The sequence below is a fragment of the Herminiimonas sp. GW821-FHT09C12 genome (genome assembly GCF_059416385.1).
Window position 1 is genome coordinate 1,265,032 of sequence record NZ_JBWKPC010000002.1, and the last position, 21,340, is coordinate 1,286,371.

The following is a 21,340-nucleotide window of genomic DNA, read 5'->3' on the forward strand; positions in this document are numbered from 1 at the left end:
CTATTTCCGGAAGGACGAATGATAGCAAACTACATTGCCGACATCGCAAAGGATGACAAACGCCTATCCTGTCTAATGTCTATAACAATGAATCTTTGCCGACGCCGGTTCGCATTAGTGAACGTTTCAACTTCACCAAGGCTTCTTGCTGAATCTGTCTAACCCGCTCACGCGTGACATGCATTTCTGCCGCCAGCGCTTCCAGCGTCGCGGGATCATCGTTATCCAGACCAAAGCGGCGAGTAATTACCAAACGCTGCTTATCGGGCAGCTTGTCCAGCCAGTCACGCACCAAGACTGTCATTTCATGATGCTCAGCCAGTGTGTCGGGATCATTCGCATGATCGCCCTGCAATAAATCCATCAAGCTTGATTGTGGATCACCATCCAGCGGCGCATCCAATGACGTTGCATGCTCGGACAAGGCAAGAATATCCTGCACATCCTCAACACTGCGATCAACCAGATGTGCAATATCTTCTGCAGTCGCATCCTTGCCATCGTGATGCTGCGCTTCCAAGTGAAACTTGGCGCGCAGAGTTTGATTCAGCTCACGCACGACATGTACCGGCAAACGTACAGTACGGGCCTGATTCATGATCGCACGCTCTATGCTTTGACGTATCCACCATGTCGCATAAGTCGAGAAGCGAAAACCACGCTCCGGTTCAAACTTATCGATGGCACGCATCAAACCGAGATTACCTTCTTCGATCAAATCGAGCAGGATGACACCCCGATTGATGTAGTGCTTGGCGATCGATACAACCAGACGCAGATTGTGTTCAATCATTTTTTGGCGTGCGGCAAAATTACCTTGCTTGGCCAAGGTTGCGAAATGCACTTCTTCCGCAACCGTCAATAATGGGCGCGCGCCGATTTGATTCAAATAATGCTGCGTCGCATCGGTCGATAACTCCGTCGCCAGAACCTTCTTTAATTCATCAATGCCGGCGACTTCAATCGGTGCAGCGCGCTCAGCCAACTCGACAACGTCACTATCCTCGTCGTCGATATCGGATTTGTCCGCATCGTCCGGCTGCAGCGAGAGATCAGTAGGCAGTGCGTCCGAGTTCTCCTCGTCTTCTGCCTGTGCGTCGCGGTTGCGTGTCATTAGCGGTTAGGTAGAAATTTGGATGGATCTACAGGTTTGCCTTGCTGGCGAATTTCGAAATGCAGCTTCACCGCATCGGAATCGGAATCACCCATTTCCGCGATCTTTTGTCCTTTAGTGACGTTCTGGCCTTCTTTCACGAGTATCGCTTTGTTATGCGCATATGCGGACAACAAGTTACTCGTGTGCTTGACGATGACCAGATTGCCATAACCGCGTATGCCGCTACCTGCGTACATGACTTTACCTGCACCGGCAGCCATCACCGCCTGCCCGGACTTGCCCGCAATATCGATCCCTTTTTTGCCGTCATCAAAAGTAGCAATGACCTTGCCTTCTGCCGGCCACATCCAGGCAACGCTGTCATCATCTACCGCAGCAGGCGCAGCATCTACCGTTTTTTCAGCAGGCGTTGCTGCCTTTGGCGCAGTTGCTGGCGCTGCCGCTACAGCACCTTCTGGTTTCTGCAATTCTGCCAAAGTGCTATCGGAGTAAGGACGCTTCTCTCCACGAGGGGTGTTTTTATTGCTTGCTGTGCTAGCGGCGAGTGCTGACAGCGGCCGGCTTTCTACGCCGGAGGACACAGCCACAGCACCGGTTTGCGCACCACCGCTACGGGCGGAAGCTGCATCAGGTGGAGCTACACGCAAGACTTGCCCTACCTTGATATCGTTTGGGTTGGCAAGATTATTCCAGGCAACAATTTCACTGTAACTTTGACCGAAATCCAGCGCGATACGATATAGCGTATCGCCCTTCTTCACTGTGTAAGTCGTACGATCTTCAGCAACTGCTTTGGAAGAAGTAGCACCACCTATCCTGCGTTCGCTGACAGGAGCGGAATTGTGTGTTGTGCTGCAGGCGGTGAGCAAACCGACCAGCGATATCAAAAATATCTGTCGAATTTTTTTCATTCTCATTACGTTCAATTGTTCTTTAGCGATGTTCGTGAGTTGGAGATTAAGTTACGGTACCTGGACGGAGCGGCACAAAATGGCAATCCTCCAGCGTCGAACTCTTCCATTCAAATTTGCTGACGCGTTCTATCAGTTGCAAAACCTGATGACGCTCGCCAACCGGGGCGACCAAACGCCCACCTATAGTCATTTGTTCCAATAAAGCCTGCGGCACTTCGAGTCCAGCCGCAGCCAAAATGATGCCATCAAACGGTGCTGCTTGGGGCAGACCAAGCATACCATCTCCGTAATGCAAGCGGATATTTGCCACACGCATAGGCCGCAAGTTGGATTTCGCCAACTCATGCAAACCCTTGATGCGTTCGATTGAATACACTTCCTTGGCAACCAAGGACAGCACGGCAGCCTGATAACCGCAACCGGTACCGATTTCCAGCACGTGATTGAGTACGCCACCGTTACTATTGTTCCGCATCACTTCAATCATTCTCGCGACAATATAGGGCTGCGAAATCGTCTGATGATAACCAATTGGCAACGAAGCATCGATATAAGCCTGACTTGCCAGCGCCGGTTCCATGAATAAATGTCGTTGCACAGCCTCCATCGCCGCCAGCACTTTACTGTCCTTCACACCCTGCTTCGCTACGCGTGCCACCATCGCCTTGCGCACAGCTTCCGATGCCAGTGGCGTTGGCCTGTCCGCTGGAACTGGCGTAGTGCCAGCCTTGCGCGGCGCATCAACGGCCCGCGTAGGTGTCACCGGACGTTTGCCATGTTGCGAGGCATTCAGTGTTGCCGTTTGCGGTGTTGCGACTCTGCCTGAAGTAGTGCTGGCAGTACGACTTACCTCGCTTCGTGTACCGTTACGAGGTGACTTCTCTGCAATGGAGGAGAGTGAAAGCGGGAAGCGCTTGCTTTTATCGGTCATGCCAAAACCTTCTTCAAGGCTTCCAATTGTGCGGTATGCGTCAAATCGATCTGCAATGGCGTAATCGATACATGACCTAGTGCTGTCGCGTGAAAATCAGTTCCTTCGCCCGCATCCTTTTGTCCGCCACATGGGCCTATCCAGAATATCTCGCGTCCGTGTGGATCTTGTGTCTTGATCACGGCTTCCGATTGGTGGCGCTTGCCAAGCCGGGTCGCCACCGGCGGCTTCAGTTGCTCGTAAGGCAAGTTGGGAATATTGACGTTGAGCAGAAAATGCTTGGAAAACGACTCCAAACGTCGTTCAACAATATCGCGTGCGACACGCGCCGCAGCATCGATCTCTGCCCAGCCTTTATTGACTTGGGAAAACGCAATCGACGGGATACCGAACAAAAAGCCTTCAGTCGCCGCTGCCACCGTACCGGAATACAGTGTGTCGTCGCCCATGTTTTGTCCCTGATTAATACCAGAAACAATCAAGTCAGGTGGCGATGACATGATCCCGGTCAATGCGATGTGCACGCAGTCGGATGGCGTGCCGTTGATGAAATAAAACCCGTTCGATGCCTGATAGACAGAAAGCGGGCGATCAAGTGTGAGGGAATTGGAACTGCCGGAACGATTGCTGTCTGGTGCCACGACAACGATGTCGGCGATAGCTGCCATCGCATCGGCGAGGGCAATCAACCCAGGTGCCAGGTAGCCGTCATCGTTACTGATAAGGATTTTCATGGATGAATTTTACCTGAAGCAAGACCGCCTGCTGAATAAGCTTGCATGCTACGCAAGATAAATATCTGTCCCAGCAACATGCTCGACTTCTCATCTTTTGAGAGGTAAGACGCTGCGGAATTTCTATTTTTCTGCGCTAGCCTCGGCGTCAATCGACGCAAAAAACTCTTGCACCACATTGAGTTCGCGCGTTCTCTTGAATGGCGGCAGACTTTGCCAAATCCGTTTGCCATAAGGCTTGGAAATCAGGCGTGGATCACAAATCATCAACACGCCCTTATCTCTTTCATCTCGAATCAGGCGTCCTGCACCCTGCTTCAGATTGATGATTGCCGCCGGTAATTGATGATGCATAAAACCGTTCATGCCCTTGCGTTCCAGCGCCTCGATACGCGCGGCTAACACCGGATCGTCCGGTGGTGAAAATGGCAATTTGTCGATAATCACGACAGAAAGCGCATCGCCACGTACGTCGACACCTTCCCAGAAGCTCTGGCTACCAATCAGTACGGCATTACCGGCGGCACGGAAGCGATCCAGCAATTCAGTACGCCCGGCTTCGCCTTGCACCATGAGCGGAAACGGCAATTTGCGACGTTCGAATTCTTCACGCAAACGCTCAGCGGCACGATTCACCGCACGTATCGTTGTACACAACAAGAACGCACCACCGCCAGCAGCTTCAATCACGGGCAAGGCGGCATCGATCACGGCATCGGTGTAGTCGGGTGAGTTCGGTTGCGGCAAGCTGGTCGGCACATACAGCAAACCTTGTTCGCCATATTCAAACGGACTCGGCCACGAATGAGCAGGTTCGTTCCACAAACCCATTTGTGCACTGTAATGATTGAAGTCGTTTTTCACCGCCAATGTGGCTGAAGTGAAAATCCAGGTACGCGGTACGCCTTCGCGCTGCTTGTTGAAGATCGGCGCAATCGAGAGTGGTGTTTGATGTAATTGCAGAGAAGAAGAGAAAGCTTCAACCCACAGCACACTCTCCTGTCCAATGATCACTTCCGCGGTTGTCGGTTTATTCCATGCATCCAGCCGCGTCGCCAGCTCAATGGCACGTACACGGCATTGTTCGATAGTCTCGGCACGCTCGGCTTGCTTTTGCAAAACCGAAATCATGCTGTCTAACTCTTCCTTCAAGGTTTCCAATGCTGGGAAGAACGCGCTGGAAGGTGCGATCTGACTTACCGACAGACGTACGATATCTTGCGGGAAAGTCAGGCGTAAATCACGCGCTGCGCGTTCCACCGGCGTCACCGTGCCAGCCCAGTCCGCACCATCGCGCGCATGCGACAAACCTTCTGCCAGCACATCACGGCACAGTTCCAGCACTTGCGAGGTCGAAATCGTCTCGCCAAAAAACAGCGTTGCGGTCTCCGGCAGCTGATGCGCCTCATCGAAAATAATCGTATTGGCAGAAGGCAGCAACTCGGCTACGCCGGTATCCTTCAATGCCACGTCGGCAAAGAACAGATGATGATTGACGACGACGACATCGGCCTGCTGCGCTTCCTTACGCGCCTTCATCACAAAGCAATCTTGGTAATACTGACACTCTGCGCCCATACAGGTATCGCGGGTCGAGGTAACCAGATTCCACACCAAAGCAGTTTCCGGGACTTTCGATAGTTCAGCCTTGTCGCCTGAACTTGTGGTTTTCATGAAGCGTGAAATTTCACGCAAATAACCTACATCATCACGCGACGTTAGACGACCATTTTGCAGCGTACGCTCAAGATGAAAGTGGCAAACGTAATTCGCGCGCCCTTTCAGCAAGGCGACAGAAACCGGTGCGTTCAAGGCTTTACGTACACTAGGGATATCGCGCAAGTAAAGCTGATCCTGCAAGTTTTTGGTACCGGTCGAAACAATCACCTTGCCGCCCCATAGCAACGCTGGCACCAGATAGGCAAAGGTTTTGCCGGTGCCGGTGCCGGCTTCTGCGATCAGGGTATTTTGATTAACGATGGCATTGGCAATCGCCTTCGCCATCTCGGTCTGCGATTGCCGCGGACGAAAACCACCCACCGCATGACCTAAGGGGCTATTAACACCAAACAGCTGATCGATCTCGGCATCGTGTGTGGCGGGTACAGGCAATGCAGAAGGTTCGTCGATCAAAATAACTATCTTGGAGTAGGCGTTAGGGTAGAGAAATCTATGCAGAACAAGGTCTGCATAGTGAGGGAATGCGTTTATGCAGGGATATCCGGAATTAATTGCATTTTAAGCAAGGTGATATTGTCCTTCAGCTGCAATTTCCGTTTTTTCAAACGGCGCAATTGTAACTCCTCATGACGTCCATCATGAATCAAGGTTTCGATCACGGCATCCAGATCCCGATGCTCGACTTCCAGTTCGACAATACGTTGGTAAAGAATATCGTGCTGAGAGTTCATAGTCATATTGTCATCTTTATCGATGGAGTAAGCCAATTACATAGCGAGATAAAGCAAAGTATTCACAAAAAATGCTGATCGCCCTTCAGCACAAAGACACCATCGAATTTATTGAGTTAATGCCACTTATTCTGCCGAAACCCAATTGTAAAAAATTCTTACAATTTTAAAGGTTCTCATTTAACTTCCTGCGGACTGTGCATGCAATAATCAAACGCAACGATTCCTACCCGCAAGTTTAATCCACTAAGACGCATGCGCCAATACGAGATACAAGCAGGAACAGGTCAGCATATCGGTGACCGCGAAGAACAACAAGATAGAACCGCATTGTTCGGCGCACCCAAAGCACCTGGCTATATGTTAGCCGTCATTGCCGACGGCATGGGCGGTTTATCCGGTGGTGCGTTAGCGGCAGAGCAAGTTGTGCGTAGCGCGCAACAGATTTTCGAGCGTTTTTCCCCGCTCACCGATACCGTAGAAGGCATACTGCAGACTATCGCGCAAGAAGCCGATACCGTCATCAAGCTGTCAGCGATGTCGTCCGACAAGAAGCCGCATAGTACAGTCGTCCTGCTCATCATCACGCCACAAAACAGTGCAATCTGGGCCCATGCGGGCGATTCTCGCCTCTATTACTTCGATGGACCAAACTGCGGCAAGCGCACCATAGACCATACATACCGCGAACAATTAAAGACTGAAAACAAGCTGGACGAAGAAAAGGCGAAAGATCCTTTGCTGGCCAATCTCTTAGTCAACGTTTTGGGCAGCAGCACGAATGAATTCAAGCTCAGTATGAACAGACGTGACGGCTTGAAAGTTGGTGATTCCTTCCTCCTCTGTACCGACGGACTGTGGCAATACTTCAGCGATGCGGAATTAGGTGCTGCCATTGCGATGAACACCCCTCGCAAGGCATCTGAAATGTTGATCGCCAACGCACGTAAACGTGCAGCCGGCAGCAAGGCAGACAATTGCACGCTGGCCATCGTCAAACTCGTCAAGCCGACCAAGGAAGTCAAAGACTATACGATCAAGAAGATGCGAAGCGCAGTCTGAGAAATTGAAACCCGACGGATTCAAAATATGCATGACCCGCTTGACGGAAGCTACTACTAGCCGTTACGGTCTGATTAATTGGGAAACACAATCAGCAGACCTTGCATCGCCACGCATCAAGCGGCAGCTGAAAAACATCATCAGCCAGTATTTTTTCAGCGCCACTCGCATTTCGTCGCCATTTGAAAAGATCATGCATTGAAAAAAATATTTCCTTCCCAGTTCAACTTCGACAGCTTGCGTGTGCGCTTGCTGGTCTTGGTATTGCTCGCCATTGTGCCGCCCGTCATCTTGACCGTATATGGCGCATGGAAGGAACGCCAGCAAGCCGTTCGCATGGCAGAAGACAACCTCCAGCAATTGACACAATTAGCAGCTACCAGCGAAGCTCGCTCAATTGAAGGTGCCCGACAATTACTCACCGTGCTGTCCGTCGTGCCTGAGCTGCGTGGCAGCTCCAAGGCTTGCAGCCAGTTTCTCGAAACCATCCTTAAAAAGAATGAGGGCTACGTCAATTTCGGCCTGATTCAATTGAATGGCGACGTTAGCTGCAGCGCCCTGCCACTCACCGAAAAAATCAATCTGGGCGATCGTCCGCATTTCCAACGCGCAGTTCGTAATCGCACATTCTCCGCCGGTGATTACGTCCTCGGTCGTACGGCTCGCAAGCACACCATCAATCTGACTTATCCAATTTTTAATAACGCTGGCGAAGTGCAATCCGTCATCTTTGCCGCCCTCGATTTGAGTGTGCTGGATCGATTTGTCAGCGATATCGAATTGCCAGCCGGCGCCGTGTTGGTCACTGCCGACAGCAATGGCACCATCATCGCAAGACGGCCTAATCCCGAACAATGGATAGGAACGCGCACACCACAAACGTTATTCGACGTGATGATCAAAGTTGGTTTCGGCACCTCTGCCCTCACCGACTCTGACGGCATTACGCGACTACATGCCTTCGCTCCCGTTGGCACCAACAATATTTCCAACTTCAAGGTCAGCATAGGTATACCTATCGACGATATCGTCGCACCTGCGAACCATTTGCAGATGATGGAACTGATTACGTTGGCCATCATTGCACTACTCGCACTATTGGCTGCCTGGTTTGTCGGTGACGTCATCATCTTGCGTCGAGTTAAAGCTCTAGTCCGCACCGCAGATCAGATCGCAGCAGGCAATCTGCAGGCACGCACCGGCATCAAATACGGCAAGGAAGAGATCAGCCAATTAGCGCAAGCATTCGACAGCATGGTGATATCGCTGCAACAGCATGAAACAGAACGTGAGCAATCAAAAGCCATTCTGTTTGCAGAGAAAGAACGTGCGCAAGTCACATTGGAATCGATTGCCGATGCGGTTATCACCACCGACAATTTAGGCAATATCGAATACATGAATCCGGTCGCCGAATCACTGACCGGCTGGACCAAAGCTGAGGCAGAAGGCTTGCCATCCACACGCGTCTTCAAGATCATCAACGGCCACACGCGCGAACCAGTGCCGAATCCAGTGGAACTGGTATTCGAACAGCAAAGCAATGTGGAATTGATTAAAGACACTGTTCTACTCAGCCGCAACGGTATTGAATATGCAGTTGAAGATTCTGCCGCACCGATACGCAATCGCGAAGGCGAAATCATAGGCGTCGTCCTGGTTTTCCACGATGTCAGCGATTCGCGCAAGCTTGCTATCCAGCTATCGCACCAAGCTGCACACGATCCTTTGACCGGCCTGTTTAATCGCCGTGAATTCGAACGGCGTTTGGAAGTAGCGATTGATACTCTGGGGCGTCAAACCAAACAACATGCGCTGCTGTATATGGATCTGGATCAATTCAAGATCGTCAACGATACCTGCGGCCATAGTTCCGGCGATGAATTGCTGCGACAAATCACCGCATTGTTGCAACCACTAGTACGTGACAGCGATACGCTAGCGCGTCTGGGTGGCGATGAGTTCGGCGCCTTCCTTGAGAATTGCACGCCCGAATCAGCAGTCCGTATTGCCGAAAAATTGCGTCAAACAATTTGTGATTTCCATTTTGTCTGGCAAGACAAAATCTTCCCTATTGGCGTCAGCATCGGCTTGGTCAATTTCAACAGCAATGCACTATCCTTGCCTGACTTGCTCAGTGCTGCTGATACGGCATGTTATGTCGCAAAAGATACCGGCCGTAATCGCGTCCATATCTACCGCGCAGAAGATCATCAGCCAGCAGTCAAGCAAGGCGAAATAAAATGGAATGAGCGTATTCAAAAAGCATTTGAAAACGACAGCTTCCGCCTGTTCTCACACGAGATCGTCAACATCCGTCCTGGCAAGAAAGATTTCTTCTTTGACGAATTGCGTCTCTATATGGCTGACGATTCCGGCAAGTTGATTCCAACTTCGGCTTTCATTCCAGCGGCGGAACGCTATCACTTCATGCCGACCATCGATCGCTGGGTGATACGCACCGTGTTTGCACGACAAGCGGCTGCAGTATTGAAATCAGACGGCACTAGCCTGCATGTTCTTCTGATCAAAATATCCGGCACCTCACTCGACGATGAGAGCTTCGTCGACTTTGTACGCGAACAATTCATACATTTCGCTCTGCCTTATGACTCGATTTGTTTTGCGATGGCAGAAACAACGGCCATCACCAATCTAACCCGTGCGTTGAGTTTTATCGATACATTGAAACCGCTTGGTTGCCGCTTTGCATTGGATGATTTCGGTAGCGGCATGTCCTCATTCGCCTATCTCAAACATCTCGATGTGGACTTCCTGAAGATTGATGGCAGCTACATCAAAGGTATGGAAAGTGACCCGGTCGATTTTGCCAAGATAGAAGCGATACAACACATTAGTAATGTGATGGGTATCAAAACCATCGCACCCAACGTTGATGATGAAGCGACTCTGAACAAGCTGAAAAGCGTAGGCATAGGCTACGTGCAAAGCAGTACAGTCAATACCAAGAAATCGTTTTACCCACCTGCAGCCGACTAGAAAAACCAGCGCCCATAAAAAATCCTGTACGAAGGCAGCGTAATCGCATGCTTCTGTACAGGATGATCGTTACATCGAACCAGATTCGGACGATTCACGCGTCCATTTATTTTCTGGAAAACAAAAAACCCAAGACTAGACCAAGACCAGCCGATATGGTCACAGCACGCCATGGATTTTGATTTACAAAATCGTCAGTCGTGACAGCGACTTCCTTGGTCTTTTTCGCTGCAACGGAAGGCATCTCTTTTGCCTTGGTCAATGCAGAGTCAAGAAATTCGACGTATTTCTTACTCATCTCACCCGATTTATGAAGCGCTAGTTCCTTAGCCTCATGTGCCAATTCCTTTGCGTCCTTGGACAAGGTTTTCAAGTCATGATTAACACTATCTACTTTCGACTCCATGTTCGGCTCCTAAAAATTGAATTGAATTCGATCTGAGTATTCCCTGCGATAACACCTCGCCTCACCTACACAAGACGATTACGTCACTGTTACGTGTATGCGATCACGCAAATTTTTCATCACTTCATGATTTTGAATAACACCTTGATACTGACGCTCGACCACAGTGCGTACATCAAGCGGCAAATCCTTCTCCAGCGCGCGGCGATAACTCTTGAGAGCCACATCTTCGCCACGTTCGCATTCATTCATAATGGTTTCATCGTCTTTACCCATCAACGATGATTTGATATCTATCCAGCGGCGATGCAAAGTACCGCCTAGATTGCTTTTTGTTTCAAGATTGCCACCGCGCGCAGTCACCAATGTCTTCAGTTCCTGGCCAGCGGCACTACAACCAGCTGCAAGCGTTAGAAATGACTGCTTCAATTGACTGTCACCAATATCTTCCGCGCAGGTTTTAAAGCCCTCTTCACCGTCTTTACATGTCTCGATTAGATCGTTGAGAGTTGAAATTACATCATCTTTCATCATCATTCCTTTCAGAAAACATCACGCCCAACCCTCATGTTTTCTTCACAAGAGCCGTAGAAGGTTCTGTCCAGCCTTATTTCGACAGCAAATTGACGTCACCAATCCATCCAGTTGTAGAAATATTTTCTTCATCGGGAACACCGAAATATTCGGTATGAGGCAGGTGCGAATTTGAGAATATGAAGGAAAGCCGCGCATGACTCTGTTCGGCAACGCACATTAACGCCGATGTATTCAAGCCATGTCAGTTATTCTCAGCTTCATATCAATTTCATTCAGGACAATGAAGTTTTGACACCTGAAAATTCAGGTTTCTGTTCGGCAAGGTACAATGCTGCCAAGCATTGTGTAGTCTGGGCAATTGATTAAGAAGCATTGCCAGCACCAATATTCTTGCCTTCAAGACGACAAGAATGATCGAAATACCAATTCAAGATTCATTAGCCAAATGAACATAGTGCGGTGACTGTTGAGCTCCTCAGCAAAGAGTCATGCTGAATGACACATTAAGAAACCTTGCAAATATCGCATCAAAACAGTCTGCCTGATTAAATAAATAAAGCCTTTTTATGCTGACCGCACATTACGATTCATTACTAGTCTCGATTTCGATACTGGTCGCCATCCTCGCCTCATATACCGCACTGGATATGGCAGGAAGAATCAATTCTACGTCCGAAAAAAGTGCCACCTGGTGGCTCGCCGGCGGTGCGACTGCGATGGGCATAGGCATTTGGTCCATGCATTTCATCGGCATGCTGTCGTTCAATCTTCCCATCCCGCTTGGATACGATCTCGGCATCACCTTTCTGTCGCTGCTGATTGCCATCGTTGCTTCTGGATTTGCCTTATGGCGCATCAGCCAACCCCAACTCCCAATAACGCAATTGGCGGGCAGCGCCATATTGATGGGTATTGCCATTGCATCCATGCACTACACCGGCATGGCTGCGATGCAGATGGAACCTGGCATCGAATACGACCCGCTGCTTTTTACTTTGTCAGTCGTCATCGCCATTACTGCTTCTGGTGCTGCCTTGTGGATTGCATTCCTGCTGCGCCGAAATACACCGCACGTCAAACGTTCACGTGCAATGGCTGCAATTGTCATGGGTATTGCCATCATCGGCATGCACTACACCGGCATGGCTGCAGCAAACTTCCCTATCGGCAGCATTTGTAGCGCAGCTAGAGAAGGCGTCGGCCCTGGCTGGCTGGCAATAGTCGTGATAGTCGTGACGCTGGCGGTACTGGCGATTGCTTTGCTGACCTCTGTCCTCGATGCTCGACTGGAATCGCAAACAGGAAAATTGGTCAAGTCACTGGCTCTGGCCAATCAGGAATTGACCAAGCAGGCATTGCAAGACAATCTGACCAAATTACCGAACCGCACTCTGCTGGAAGACCGACTGGATCAAATGTTGCACAAAGCCGTGCGCGAGCAAGGTCGCTTTGCCGTGATGTTTATCGATCTCGATGGATTCAAGGCTATCAATGATTCGCTTGGGCATCACATAGGCGATCTGTTACTGGTTGACGTCGCACAACGCATACGCAATAGCATCAGAGCGCAAGATACGGCTGCTCGTTTAGGTGGCGATGAGTTCGTCATGCTGATTGAAGTGAGCGAGCCAGAAGATGCTGCTTCAGTCGCAGACAAATTGTGCGGCATGCTCAACCAGCCTTTCCAGATCTCTCAATACAATCTGGGCATATCAGCCAGCATCGGCATTGCGGTTTATCCGGAAGATGGCAAGACGCGCCACGATCTGCTCATACACGCAGATGCGGCCATGTACCACACTAAAAGCACGGGACGAAACGGCTATCATTTTTTTGAAACGTCGATGAATACCAATGCGCATAATCAACTGCAATTGATACAGGATTTGCGCGCAGCATTGGAGCACAAGGAATTCTGTCTGCACTACCAACCCAAGTTCAATACGTCTGACGGTCTGGTCATTGGTGCAGAAGCACTGCTGCGTTGGCAGCATCCGGTGCGCGGCATGATTGCGCCCGGCGACTTTATCAGTCTGGCTGAAAAAACCGGATTGATTGTGCCGATCGGCGAATGGGTGCTGGATGAAGCTTGTCGCCAAATGCGCACATGGTATGACCAAGGCTATAAGCACTGGAAGATCGCAGTTAATTTATCGTCCGTGCAGTTCAGCAACGACAATTTGATTGAGCTCGTACAGACGACCTTGAAGCGCAACAACTTGCCCGCCACTTGCCTGATGCTGGAAGTAACAGAATCAACAGCCATGCACAATGTAGAAGCCAGTCTGACGATTCTGGAGAAGCTGGTTAGCTTGGGTGTCGAAATTTCCATCGACGATTTCGGCACTGGTTATTCCAGCCTGCTGTACCTGAAGCGTTTGCCGGCAACCGAGTTGAAGATTGATCGCGGTTTCATCAGTGATCTCGCACATGGAACAGATGATGCCTCCATCGTTTCTGCCATCGTTGCATTAGGCCGATCACTCAATCTGCGCATCGTTGCGGAAGGTGTAGAGACTGGGAAGCAGCAGGAATATCTGACCACACTGGGATGTGACACCCTGCAAGGCTATTTCATGGGACGTCCTGTAGGCTCAGAACAGTTCATGGCCGCCATCCATGCAGCCGAAGTTCTGCAAGCAAATCCTGGCTCAATACCAAATCCCAATATCCATGGCATGCAAGCTATCTGATTCTCATTTTACGCAGTAGGCAAGAGCGAGCTGATCTGGCAATCGCGCACTGTAATGCCATGACTCATGCAAGAACATGTATTGCGATAAATCCTGGCTCCGCCCGATATCGGCGGCAATCGCTTCAGGCAGAACAGGAATCCAGGCCACAATGGCTACCGCTGCCATTGTGGTAAATAGAACGAGCATAACGGCCGCCAGGAGAAGATGGAAGATATGCGAATTATTTGCATGACTCATATAGCCTCCATTTACAAATCCAGCCCGGATTGATTACGCTTATTGCGATAAGAAGGGCTGACTATATGGGTGCCTTTAGCTTGCAGTCTGTACGCTTTCTCACTTAATCAACCAACTTATTCTCCTGCACCAATACTGGTTAACGAGCACACAAACAAAAAGGCCTTGCTTCTCAGCAAGGCCTTTTTAACTTGAAACGAATCGCAGCAATTACAACTGAGGATTCAATTTCTCGATTTTCGAGTGCAGTTTATTCAATGCAGAAATATAGGCTTTAGCCGATGCAACCACGATATCCAGATCCGCACCAACGCCATTCACGATACGTCCAGCTTTAGACAAACGCATCGTTACTTCACCTTGTGACTCGGTGCCCGTAGTAATGGCATTGACTGAAAACAAGAGCAATTCAGCACCGCTGGCGACTTTGGATTCAATCGCGTTCACGATAGCATCGACAGGACCATTGCCCTCGCCTTTGCAGCTCTCTTCTTTACCATCTACTGTAAAGACGACATTCGCCGCAGGCTTAACGCCGGTTGCTGATTGCTGCGACAAGGATACGAAGCTGTAGTATTCCTTTTCATGCGAATGCTGTTCATCGGACACCAAGGCCATGATGTCTTCATCGAAAATATCTGATTTGCGATCAGCCAATTCCTTGAAGCGCACAAAAGCGGCATCCATGTCTGCACCGGAATCCAAGGTGATACCCAGCTCGTCCAGACGTTGCTTGAATGCATTACGACCGGACAATTTGCCCAACACTATCTTGTTGGTCGCCCAGCCCACATCTTCCGCACGCATGATTTCATAGGTATCACGCGCTTTCAGCACGCCATCCTGATGAATGCCGGAAGCATGTGCAAATGCATTCGCACCAACCACCGATTTATTCGGCTGTACTGCAAAACCTGTGATCTGCGATACCAGTTTGGATGTCGGCACGATCTGCGTGGTATCGATACCAACTTCCAGATTGAAGTGATCCTTGCGGGTGCGTACGGCCATGACGATTTCTTCCAGCGCGGTGTTACCCGCACGTTCGCCCAAACCGTTGATCGTGCATTCGACCTGACGTGCACCACCTATCATCACACCAGCCAGTGAATTCGCTACCGCCATGCCGAGATCGTTGTGGCAGTGCACGGACCATACGGCCTTGTCCGAGTTCGGAATGCGTTCACGCAAGGTCTTCAACATATTGCCGTACAAACCAGGCACGCCATAACCGACCGTATCGGCAAAGTTGATCGTGGTTGCGCCTTCCTTGATGACCGCTTCAATCACGCGGCACAGGAAGTCTATATCCGAACGGCTGCCGTCTTCCGGGCTGAATTCAACATCGTCCGTAAAGTTACGCGCGTAACGCACCGCCATCTTGGCTTGTTCAAAAACCTGATCCGGCGTCATGCGCAATTTCTTCTCCATGTGCAAAGGAGAAGTCGCGAGGAAAGTATGAATACGCTTTCTTTCAGCCGGTGCCAGCGCTTCCGCCGCACGTGCAATATCCTTGTCATTGGCGCGCGACAGAGAACAAATCGTCGCGTCCTTGATGATGCCGGAAATCGCATGTATGGATTCGAAATCGCCTTGCGAAGCCGCCGCAAAACCAGCTTCGATAATATCGACCTTCAAACGCTCGAGCTGTCTGGCAATACGGATTTTTTCATCCTTCGTCATCGATGCGCCGGGCGATTGTTCACCGTCACGCAAAGTCGTGTCGAAAATGATGAGTTTGTTTGATGGATTAGCAGACATGTTTTATTCCTTGGGAATTGCTCTGTTTAAATCGTTTTACTAATCTTCCGCGGCAGCAAAAACACGGAAGAGATACAACGTAATCAATGATCGTCGTGCGGCTCAATTTCTGTTTGCACGATGCTGCTCACCGGCTTGCCTTTAGCCATGCGCCAGAAGTAGACACAGTAGCCTGACAAGCCATACAACACGAACAAACCGAACAGCACTTTAGGCGGATCGCTCGATATCGCCACGAAAGCCAGAACAATCAGGAAGATACCTATGAACGGTACCGACTTACGGAAATTGATGTCCTTGAAGCTGTAGAAGGGAACATTCGTCACCATCGTCAAGCCAGCATACAAGGTGATACCCCATGCGATCCAGCTCAGATCAGGACCGGCAAAACCAAGATCCTGCATCAACCAGATGAAACCGGCAACCAGAGCTGCTGCTGCCGGGCTAGGCAAACCCTGAAAGTAACGTTTATCGACGACAGCAATATTGGTATTGAAACGCGCCAGTCGCAAGGCGCCGCCAGCGCAATAAACAAATGCAGCTAACCAGCCCAACTTGCCCATGTCTTGCAAGGCCCAGACATACACCACCAAGGCCGGTGCAGCGCCGAAGGAAACCATGTCAGCCAGGCTATCGTATTGCGCACCGAATTCGCTCTGTGTATTCGTCAGGCGTGCTACACGGCCATCCACTGCATCCAGCACCATCGCGGCAAAAATCGCGATCGCTGCATAGTCAAATTTTTGGCTCATCGCCATCACGATGGCATAGAACCCGCAAAACAATCCGGCGGTCGTAAATGCATTCGGTAACAGATAGATACCGCGCCGACGCAAGGTTGGTCTCGGCATGGTGGTATCACCTAAATCCTGCTGCAGGATTTGGTTGCTGCGCGCAAGCCTTCCCAGCGGACGGACCTTGGTAAAAGGGGCTTTGCTATTTTTCGCTTTTCGACGATTGAAACTTGACATGCGAATCCCGTTTTCAGGTAGCTGTGTGGGTGGAAGATCAGGAGTCGTAGTGTATCAGACGGGCAATGCAACCGGCAGGCAGTGCTTGCAAACATGTCGTAAATCTTGCCTAAAACAGAGGCGGAAATGACAACGCCGCTGCATGAGCAAGCGGCGTATGAACAGATTTTATGTTGCGGCACACCATCGGTGCCGTATTGAAGCAAATACGCCTCAATACGACATCAGACTTTTAACGGAATTTGACTTTTCCCACGACGCGCATGGTCAAGGTTGTTTCGCCCGGTTCAAAGCTAGGTTCTTCAACTGGAGCCGCATCTGCCGCCATCGCTGAACGCATCATCATTTTTGGTGCAGCAGCTTCCTGCGCATAATTGCCGGAACCTTCGAAATCAACCGTATCCAGCACCGCATCTGAAGGATTGCGGCCCATTGCACGTGCAATCGACGCGATACGCTCAGTCAGGTTTTTATACGTTGCATCGATACGTTGTGCATCCAGTTTTTTGGCAGTGGCATCGGTCAGACCGAATTGCAGACCGCTCAATGCCAATACGCCTTGTGCAGTGGCGACCGTTTTTGGCAGGGCGCTCAGATTAGTGGTCTTTACTTCCAGATACTGGCCGACGCGCCAGCTGGTAGGTTGACGTACCTTGTTGCTTTGACGTGGCTGATCTTCCGGATAAACGGCATAGGTGTAATAGCCACGTGTCGTCAGAACTGCTTGCGGATCTGCTTTTCTGACGATGTCCATGCCCTGCTTCATTTTTTGATTCACGCGCGAAGCTGCGGCTGATTTGTCCTTGTCCTGCTCCTCAACGAGCAAGGTCAGTTGCGCTTGGTCATTCGGATGTTTGACTTCACCGTAAGCGGGAACGACCACCAAGGTGCCGCTGGTTTGCAAAGGTGTTTGTGCAAAAGATGTCGCGCTCGCGGCAACACAGCTTAAAGCGAGGAAAAGATTTTTGAATCGTGACATTGGATATCTCCCAAAAACGTAAAAGAAAGGCAAGCTGGCAGTTCGACAGCAAGCTTATTTGCTAAGTTCTTTCTGAATGGCAATCGTCACACTTTATTACAACATCTATAAACGAAAAAAGCCACGCTAGTGCGTGGCTTTTAATTCGAGCGCGACATGTGCTTGCAAGCACATGTCGCGCTCAGCTTAGGCTTTACAAACCTTAGTTCTTGGTTTGGTCGACCAATTTGTTTTTTGCGATCCAAGGCATCATAGCGCGCAGTTTTGCGCCAACTTGTTCGATTTGATGCTCGGAATTCAAACGACGACGGGAGATCAACGTAGGTGCGCCAGCCTTGTTTTCAAGGATGAAGCTCTTCGCGTATTCGCCGGTTTGAATGTCTTTCAGGCATTGGCGCATTGCATTTTTGGTGTCTTCGGTCACGATGCGTGGGCCGGTGACGTATTCGCCGTATTCTGCATTGTTCGAGATCGAGTAGTTCATGTTGGCGATGCCGCCTTCATAGATCAGATCGACGATCAATTTCAGTTCGTGCAAGCATTCGAAGTAAGCCATTTCCGGAGCGTAACCAGCTTCGGTCAATGTTTCGAAACCAGCTTTGATCAGTTCAACCGCGCCACCGCACAGAACAGCTTGTTCGCCGAACAAGTCGGTTTCTGTTTCTTCACGGAAGTTGGTTTCGATGATGCCGGCACGGCCACCGCCGTTAGCCATTGAGTACGACAAAGCGATGTCGCGTGCGACGCCGGATTTGTCCTGGTACACAGCGATCAGGTGAGGAACGCCGCCGCCTTGTGCGTAAGTACCGCGCACTGTGTGGCCTGGCGCTTTAGGAGCAACCATGATCACGTCCAAGTCAGCGCGTGGCACGACTTGACCGTAATGCACGTTGAAGCCGTGGGCGAATGCCAACACTGCACCTTGTTTTGCGTGTGGAGCGATGTTTTCGTTGTAAACCTGCGCGATGTTTTCATCAGGCAGCAAGATCATGATGACGTCAGCTGCTTTAACTGCATCGTTGACTTCAGCAACGTTCAGACCGGCTTTCGCTACTTTGTCCCATGAAGCGCCACCTTTACGCAGACCGACTGTCACTTTGACGCCAGAATCGTTCAAGTTTTGCGCGTGTGCGTGACCTTGCGAACCGTAACCGATGATGGCAACGTTTTTACCTTTGATCAGCGACAGATCACAATCTTTATCGTAGAAAACTTTCATGATGTTCCTAAATTGATGTTGTTGGTGTGAATGAACTACTTAAACTTTGAGTATGCGTTCGCCGCGACCGATACCGGAGCCGCCCGTACGGACAGTTTCCAGAATCGCCGTGCGATCGATCGAATCGATAAACGCGTCGAGCTTGGTTTTGTTACCGGTCAACTCGATGGTGTAAGTCTTGTCCGTGACGTCAATGATGCGACCGCGGAAGATATCCGCAGTACGTTTCATCTCTTCACGTTCCTTGCCGACTGCACGTATCTTGATGAGCATGAGCTCACGTTCGATAAACGCACCTTCGGTCAGATCGACTACTTTCACCACTTCGATCAAACGGTTCAAATGCTTGGTGATTTGCTCAATCACATCGTCCGAGCCGCTGGTGACAATCGTCATCCGCGACAAGGTTGCATCTTCGGTTGGGGCCACGGTCAACGTTTCAATGTTGTAACCACGCGCGGAGAACAGACCAACTACGCGCGACAAGGCACCCGCTTCATTTTCCAGTAAAACAGAAACGATATGGCGCATCACAGATCCTCCGAACCCAACAGCATATCAGTCAAACCCTTGCCCGCCTTGACCATAGGCCAGACGTTTTCGGTTTGATCCGTAATGAAATTCATGAATACCAAACGGTCTTTCATGTCGAACGCTTCTTTCAATGCGCCATCGACATCAGCCGGATTTTCGATCTTCATACCGACGTGACCGTAAGACTCAACCAGCTTGTTAAAGTCTGGCAAGGAATCCATATACGACTCGGAGTAACGTGAACCATATTCCAGCTGCTGCCACTGACGAACCATACCGAGGAAGCGATTGTTCAGCAGAATGATTTTCGGTGTCAGGTGATATTGCTTGCAAGTCGCCAGTTCTTGAATACACATCTGGATTGATGCTTCGCCAGTGATACAGGCAACGGTCGCATCCGGATTGGCCATCTGCACGCCCATGGCGTACGGCAAGCCAACGCCCATGGTGCCCAAGCCACCGGAATTGATCCAGCGACGTGGTTTATCGAATGGATAGTATTGTGCCGCCCACATTTGATGCTGACCGACGTCCGAGGTAATGAAGGCATCGCCTTTGGTGATGTCCCAGACTTTCTGGATCACTGATTGCGGCTTGATCACTTCAGTCGAATCGGCAAACTTCAGGCAATCGCGCGCACGCCATTCATTGATCTGCTTCCACCATGCGGACAGCGCAACGCTGTTCGGCTTGGCTTCGGCAGCATCCAGTTGTGCCAGCAATTCAACCAGCACTTCCTTGACGTTGCCAACGATAGGAATATCAACCTTGACGCGTTTCGAAATCGACGATGGATCGATATCGATATGAATAATTTTGCGTGGATTCGACGAAAAATGTTTTGGATTGCCGATCACACGGTCATCGAAGCGCGCACCGATCGCGATCATCACGTCGGAGTGCTGCATAGCCATATTGGCTTCGTAAGTGCCGTGCATACCAGGCATACCGACAAACTTGTCGCTCGATGCTTTATATGCGCCCAAACCCATCAAGGTGTTGGTGCATGGGTAACCGAGTTTGTCGACCAGACGATTCAGCTCTTCGGATGCATTGGCCAAAATCACGCCGCCGCCGGTATAAATCATCGGACGTTCGGCTTGCAGCAACAATTGCACCGCTTTGCGGATTTGACCGGAATGGCCTTTGTCGACAGGTTTGTACGAGCGCATTTCGACTTCTTTTGGATATTCGAAAACGCACTTGTGCATCGTGATGTCTTTAGGGATGTCGATCAACACCGGACCTGGACGACCAGTGGTAGCGATGTAGAAAGCCTTCTTCATCGTCGCCGCAAGATCTTTGACATCCTTGACGAGGAAATTGTGTTTGACACACGGACGGGTAATCCCGACCGTATCGCATTCCTGGAACGCATCCAGACCAATCGCGTGCGAAGGCACTTGACCGGAAATGATGATCATAGGAATGGAGTCCATATACGCAGTAGCCAAACCAGTGACAGCATTGGTTACACCTGGACCTGAGGTCACAAGGCAAACGCCGACTTTATTGGAGCTACGAGAATATGCGTCAGCAGCATGCACGGCAGCCTGTTCGTGGCGTACCAGGATGTGCTGGAATTTGCTGTGGCTGAAGATCGCGTCGTAGATATACAGCACTGCGCCACCAGGATAGCCGAACACATGTTCAACACCTTCTTCGGCCAGGCAACGTACGACGATTTCTGCGCCGGTGATTTCTTCACCGATTTTATTACTGTTAACTGCGGTAGTACTTGCGTCTGAGGTCATGCTAACGTCCTTTCAAGGTCCATTGGAAATTGATCGGATGCTCTCTCCTGATAAAACCGCTCAATGCGACAGTGCTT

Annotated in this window: 18 protein-coding genes; 3 read left to right on the top strand and 15 right to left on the bottom strand. The window is 50.3% G+C overall.

The window, feature by feature from the left end; all coding sequences use genetic code 11:
* Nucleotides 1–79: 79 nt before the first annotated feature.
* The 6 genes from rpoS to AC07N2_RS15785 all read right to left on the bottom strand — a co-directional run bounded on the left by rpoS (nucleotide 80) and on the right by AC07N2_RS15785 (nucleotide 6,107).
* On the bottom strand, nucleotides 80–1,114 hold the full coding sequence (gene rpoS / locus AC07N2_RS15760) for an RNA polymerase sigma factor RpoS (RefSeq protein ID WP_494779090.1): 1,035 nt from the start codon (nucleotides 1,112–1,114) through the stop codon (nucleotides 80–82).
* Nucleotides 1,114–2,028, bottom strand: coding sequence for a peptidoglycan DD-metalloendopeptidase family protein (locus AC07N2_RS15765; protein ID WP_494779091.1), 915 nt, complete (start codon nucleotides 2,026–2,028; stop codon nucleotides 1,114–1,116). Before AC07N2_RS15765 ends, rpoS begins: the two co-directional genes overlap by 1 nt.
* 46 nt (nucleotides 2,029–2,074) lie before the next feature.
* Nucleotides 2,075–2,962 (bottom strand): protein-L-isoaspartate(D-aspartate) O-methyltransferase, encoded by an 888-nt coding sequence (locus AC07N2_RS15770; protein WP_494779092.1) that lies wholly within the window; start codon nucleotides 2,960–2,962, stop codon nucleotides 2,075–2,077.
* On the bottom strand, nucleotides 2,959–3,696 hold the full coding sequence (gene surE, locus AC07N2_RS15775; protein WP_494779093.1) for a 5'/3'-nucleotidase SurE: 738 nt from the start codon (nucleotides 3,694–3,696) through the stop codon (nucleotides 2,959–2,961). The genes AC07N2_RS15770 and surE overlap by 4 nt, the downstream gene beginning before the upstream one ends.
* 123 nt (nucleotides 3,697–3,819) lie before the next feature.
* Nucleotides 3,820–5,829, bottom strand: coding sequence for a DNA repair helicase YoaA (gene yoaA / locus AC07N2_RS15780; RefSeq protein WP_494779094.1), 2,010 nt, complete (start codon nucleotides 5,827–5,829; stop codon nucleotides 3,820–3,822).
* Between the two features lie 74 nt (nucleotides 5,830–5,903).
* Complete coding sequence (locus AC07N2_RS15785; RefSeq protein WP_076593877.1) at nucleotides 5,904–6,107, bottom strand: YdcH family protein; 204 nt, start codon at nucleotides 6,105–6,107, stop codon at nucleotides 5,904–5,906.
* A 255-nt stretch (nucleotides 6,108–6,362) separates the two neighbouring features.
* Between AC07N2_RS15785 and AC07N2_RS15790 the strand changes: the two genes are divergently transcribed.
* Both AC07N2_RS15790 and AC07N2_RS15795 read left to right on the top strand, forming a co-directional pair.
* The gene (locus tag AC07N2_RS15790; protein WP_494779095.1) at nucleotides 6,363–7,169 is read left to right on the top strand and encodes a PP2C family protein-serine/threonine phosphatase; all 807 of its coding nucleotides are present in this window, start codon (nucleotides 6,363–6,365) and stop codon (nucleotides 7,167–7,169) included.
* Between the two features lie 198 nt (nucleotides 7,170–7,367).
* A complete protein-coding gene (locus AC07N2_RS15795) occupies nucleotides 7,368–10,169 on the top strand; it encodes an EAL domain-containing protein (protein WP_494779096.1) in 2,802 nt (933 codons plus the stop codon).
* A gap of 106 nt (nucleotides 10,170–10,275) precedes the next feature.
* Here AC07N2_RS15795 and AC07N2_RS15800 read toward each other — a convergent pair whose 3' ends face one another.
* Nucleotides 10,276–10,575 (bottom strand): ElaB/YgaM/YqjD family protein, encoded by a 300-nt coding sequence (locus AC07N2_RS15800; protein ID WP_494779097.1) that lies wholly within the window; start codon nucleotides 10,573–10,575, stop codon nucleotides 10,276–10,278.
* Between the two features lie 78 nt (nucleotides 10,576–10,653).
* Nucleotides 10,654–11,106 (bottom strand): PA2169 family four-helix-bundle protein, encoded by a 453-nt coding sequence (locus AC07N2_RS15805; protein WP_494779098.1) that lies wholly within the window; start codon nucleotides 11,104–11,106, stop codon nucleotides 10,654–10,656.
* Between the two features lie 572 nt (nucleotides 11,107–11,678).
* Here AC07N2_RS15805 and AC07N2_RS15810 point away from each other — a divergent pair.
* Nucleotides 11,679–13,805, top strand: coding sequence for a putative bifunctional diguanylate cyclase/phosphodiesterase (locus tag AC07N2_RS15810; protein ID WP_494779099.1), 2,127 nt, complete (start codon nucleotides 11,679–11,681; stop codon nucleotides 13,803–13,805).
* A 3-nt stretch (nucleotides 13,806–13,808) separates the two neighbouring features.
* Here the strand turns inward: AC07N2_RS15810 and AC07N2_RS15815 are convergent, their stop codons facing one another.
* The 7 genes from AC07N2_RS15815 to AC07N2_RS15845 all read right to left on the bottom strand — a co-directional run bounded on the left by AC07N2_RS15815 (nucleotide 13,809) and on the right by AC07N2_RS15845 (nucleotide 21,263).
* A complete protein-coding gene (locus AC07N2_RS15815; RefSeq protein WP_494779100.1) occupies nucleotides 13,809–14,045 on the bottom strand; it encodes a hypothetical protein in 237 nt (78 codons plus the stop codon).
* A 210-nt stretch (nucleotides 14,046–14,255) separates the two neighbouring features.
* On the bottom strand, nucleotides 14,256–15,806 hold the full coding sequence (locus AC07N2_RS15820) for a 2-isopropylmalate synthase (RefSeq protein WP_494779101.1): 1,551 nt from the start codon (nucleotides 15,804–15,806) through the stop codon (nucleotides 14,256–14,258).
* A gap of 83 nt (nucleotides 15,807–15,889) precedes the next feature.
* Entirely contained in the window at nucleotides 15,890–16,657 is a 768-nt protein-coding gene (pssA, locus tag AC07N2_RS15825; protein ID WP_494779102.1) for a CDP-diacylglycerol--serine O-phosphatidyltransferase, read from the bottom strand.
* Between the two features lie 352 nt (nucleotides 16,658–17,009).
* Entirely contained in the window at nucleotides 17,010–17,756 is a 747-nt protein-coding gene (locus AC07N2_RS15830; protein ID WP_494779103.1) for an SIMPL domain-containing protein, read from the bottom strand.
* 202 nt (nucleotides 17,757–17,958) lie between these two features.
* Nucleotides 17,959–18,975, bottom strand: a complete 1,017-nt coding sequence (ilvC, locus tag AC07N2_RS15835; protein WP_076590974.1) for a ketol-acid reductoisomerase — start codon at nucleotides 18,973–18,975, stop codon at nucleotides 17,959–17,961.
* 39 nt (nucleotides 18,976–19,014) lie between these two features.
* Complete coding sequence (gene ilvN / locus AC07N2_RS15840; protein ID WP_012080002.1) at nucleotides 19,015–19,506, bottom strand: acetolactate synthase small subunit; 492 nt, start codon at nucleotides 19,504–19,506, stop codon at nucleotides 19,015–19,017.
* Nucleotides 19,506–21,263: an acetolactate synthase 3 catalytic subunit gene (locus AC07N2_RS15845; RefSeq protein WP_494779104.1), complete on the bottom strand. Its 1,758-nt coding sequence runs from the start codon at nucleotides 21,261–21,263 to the stop codon at nucleotides 19,506–19,508. The genes ilvN and AC07N2_RS15845 overlap by 1 nt, the downstream gene beginning before the upstream one ends.
* Nucleotides 21,264–21,340 lie beyond the last annotated feature (77 nt).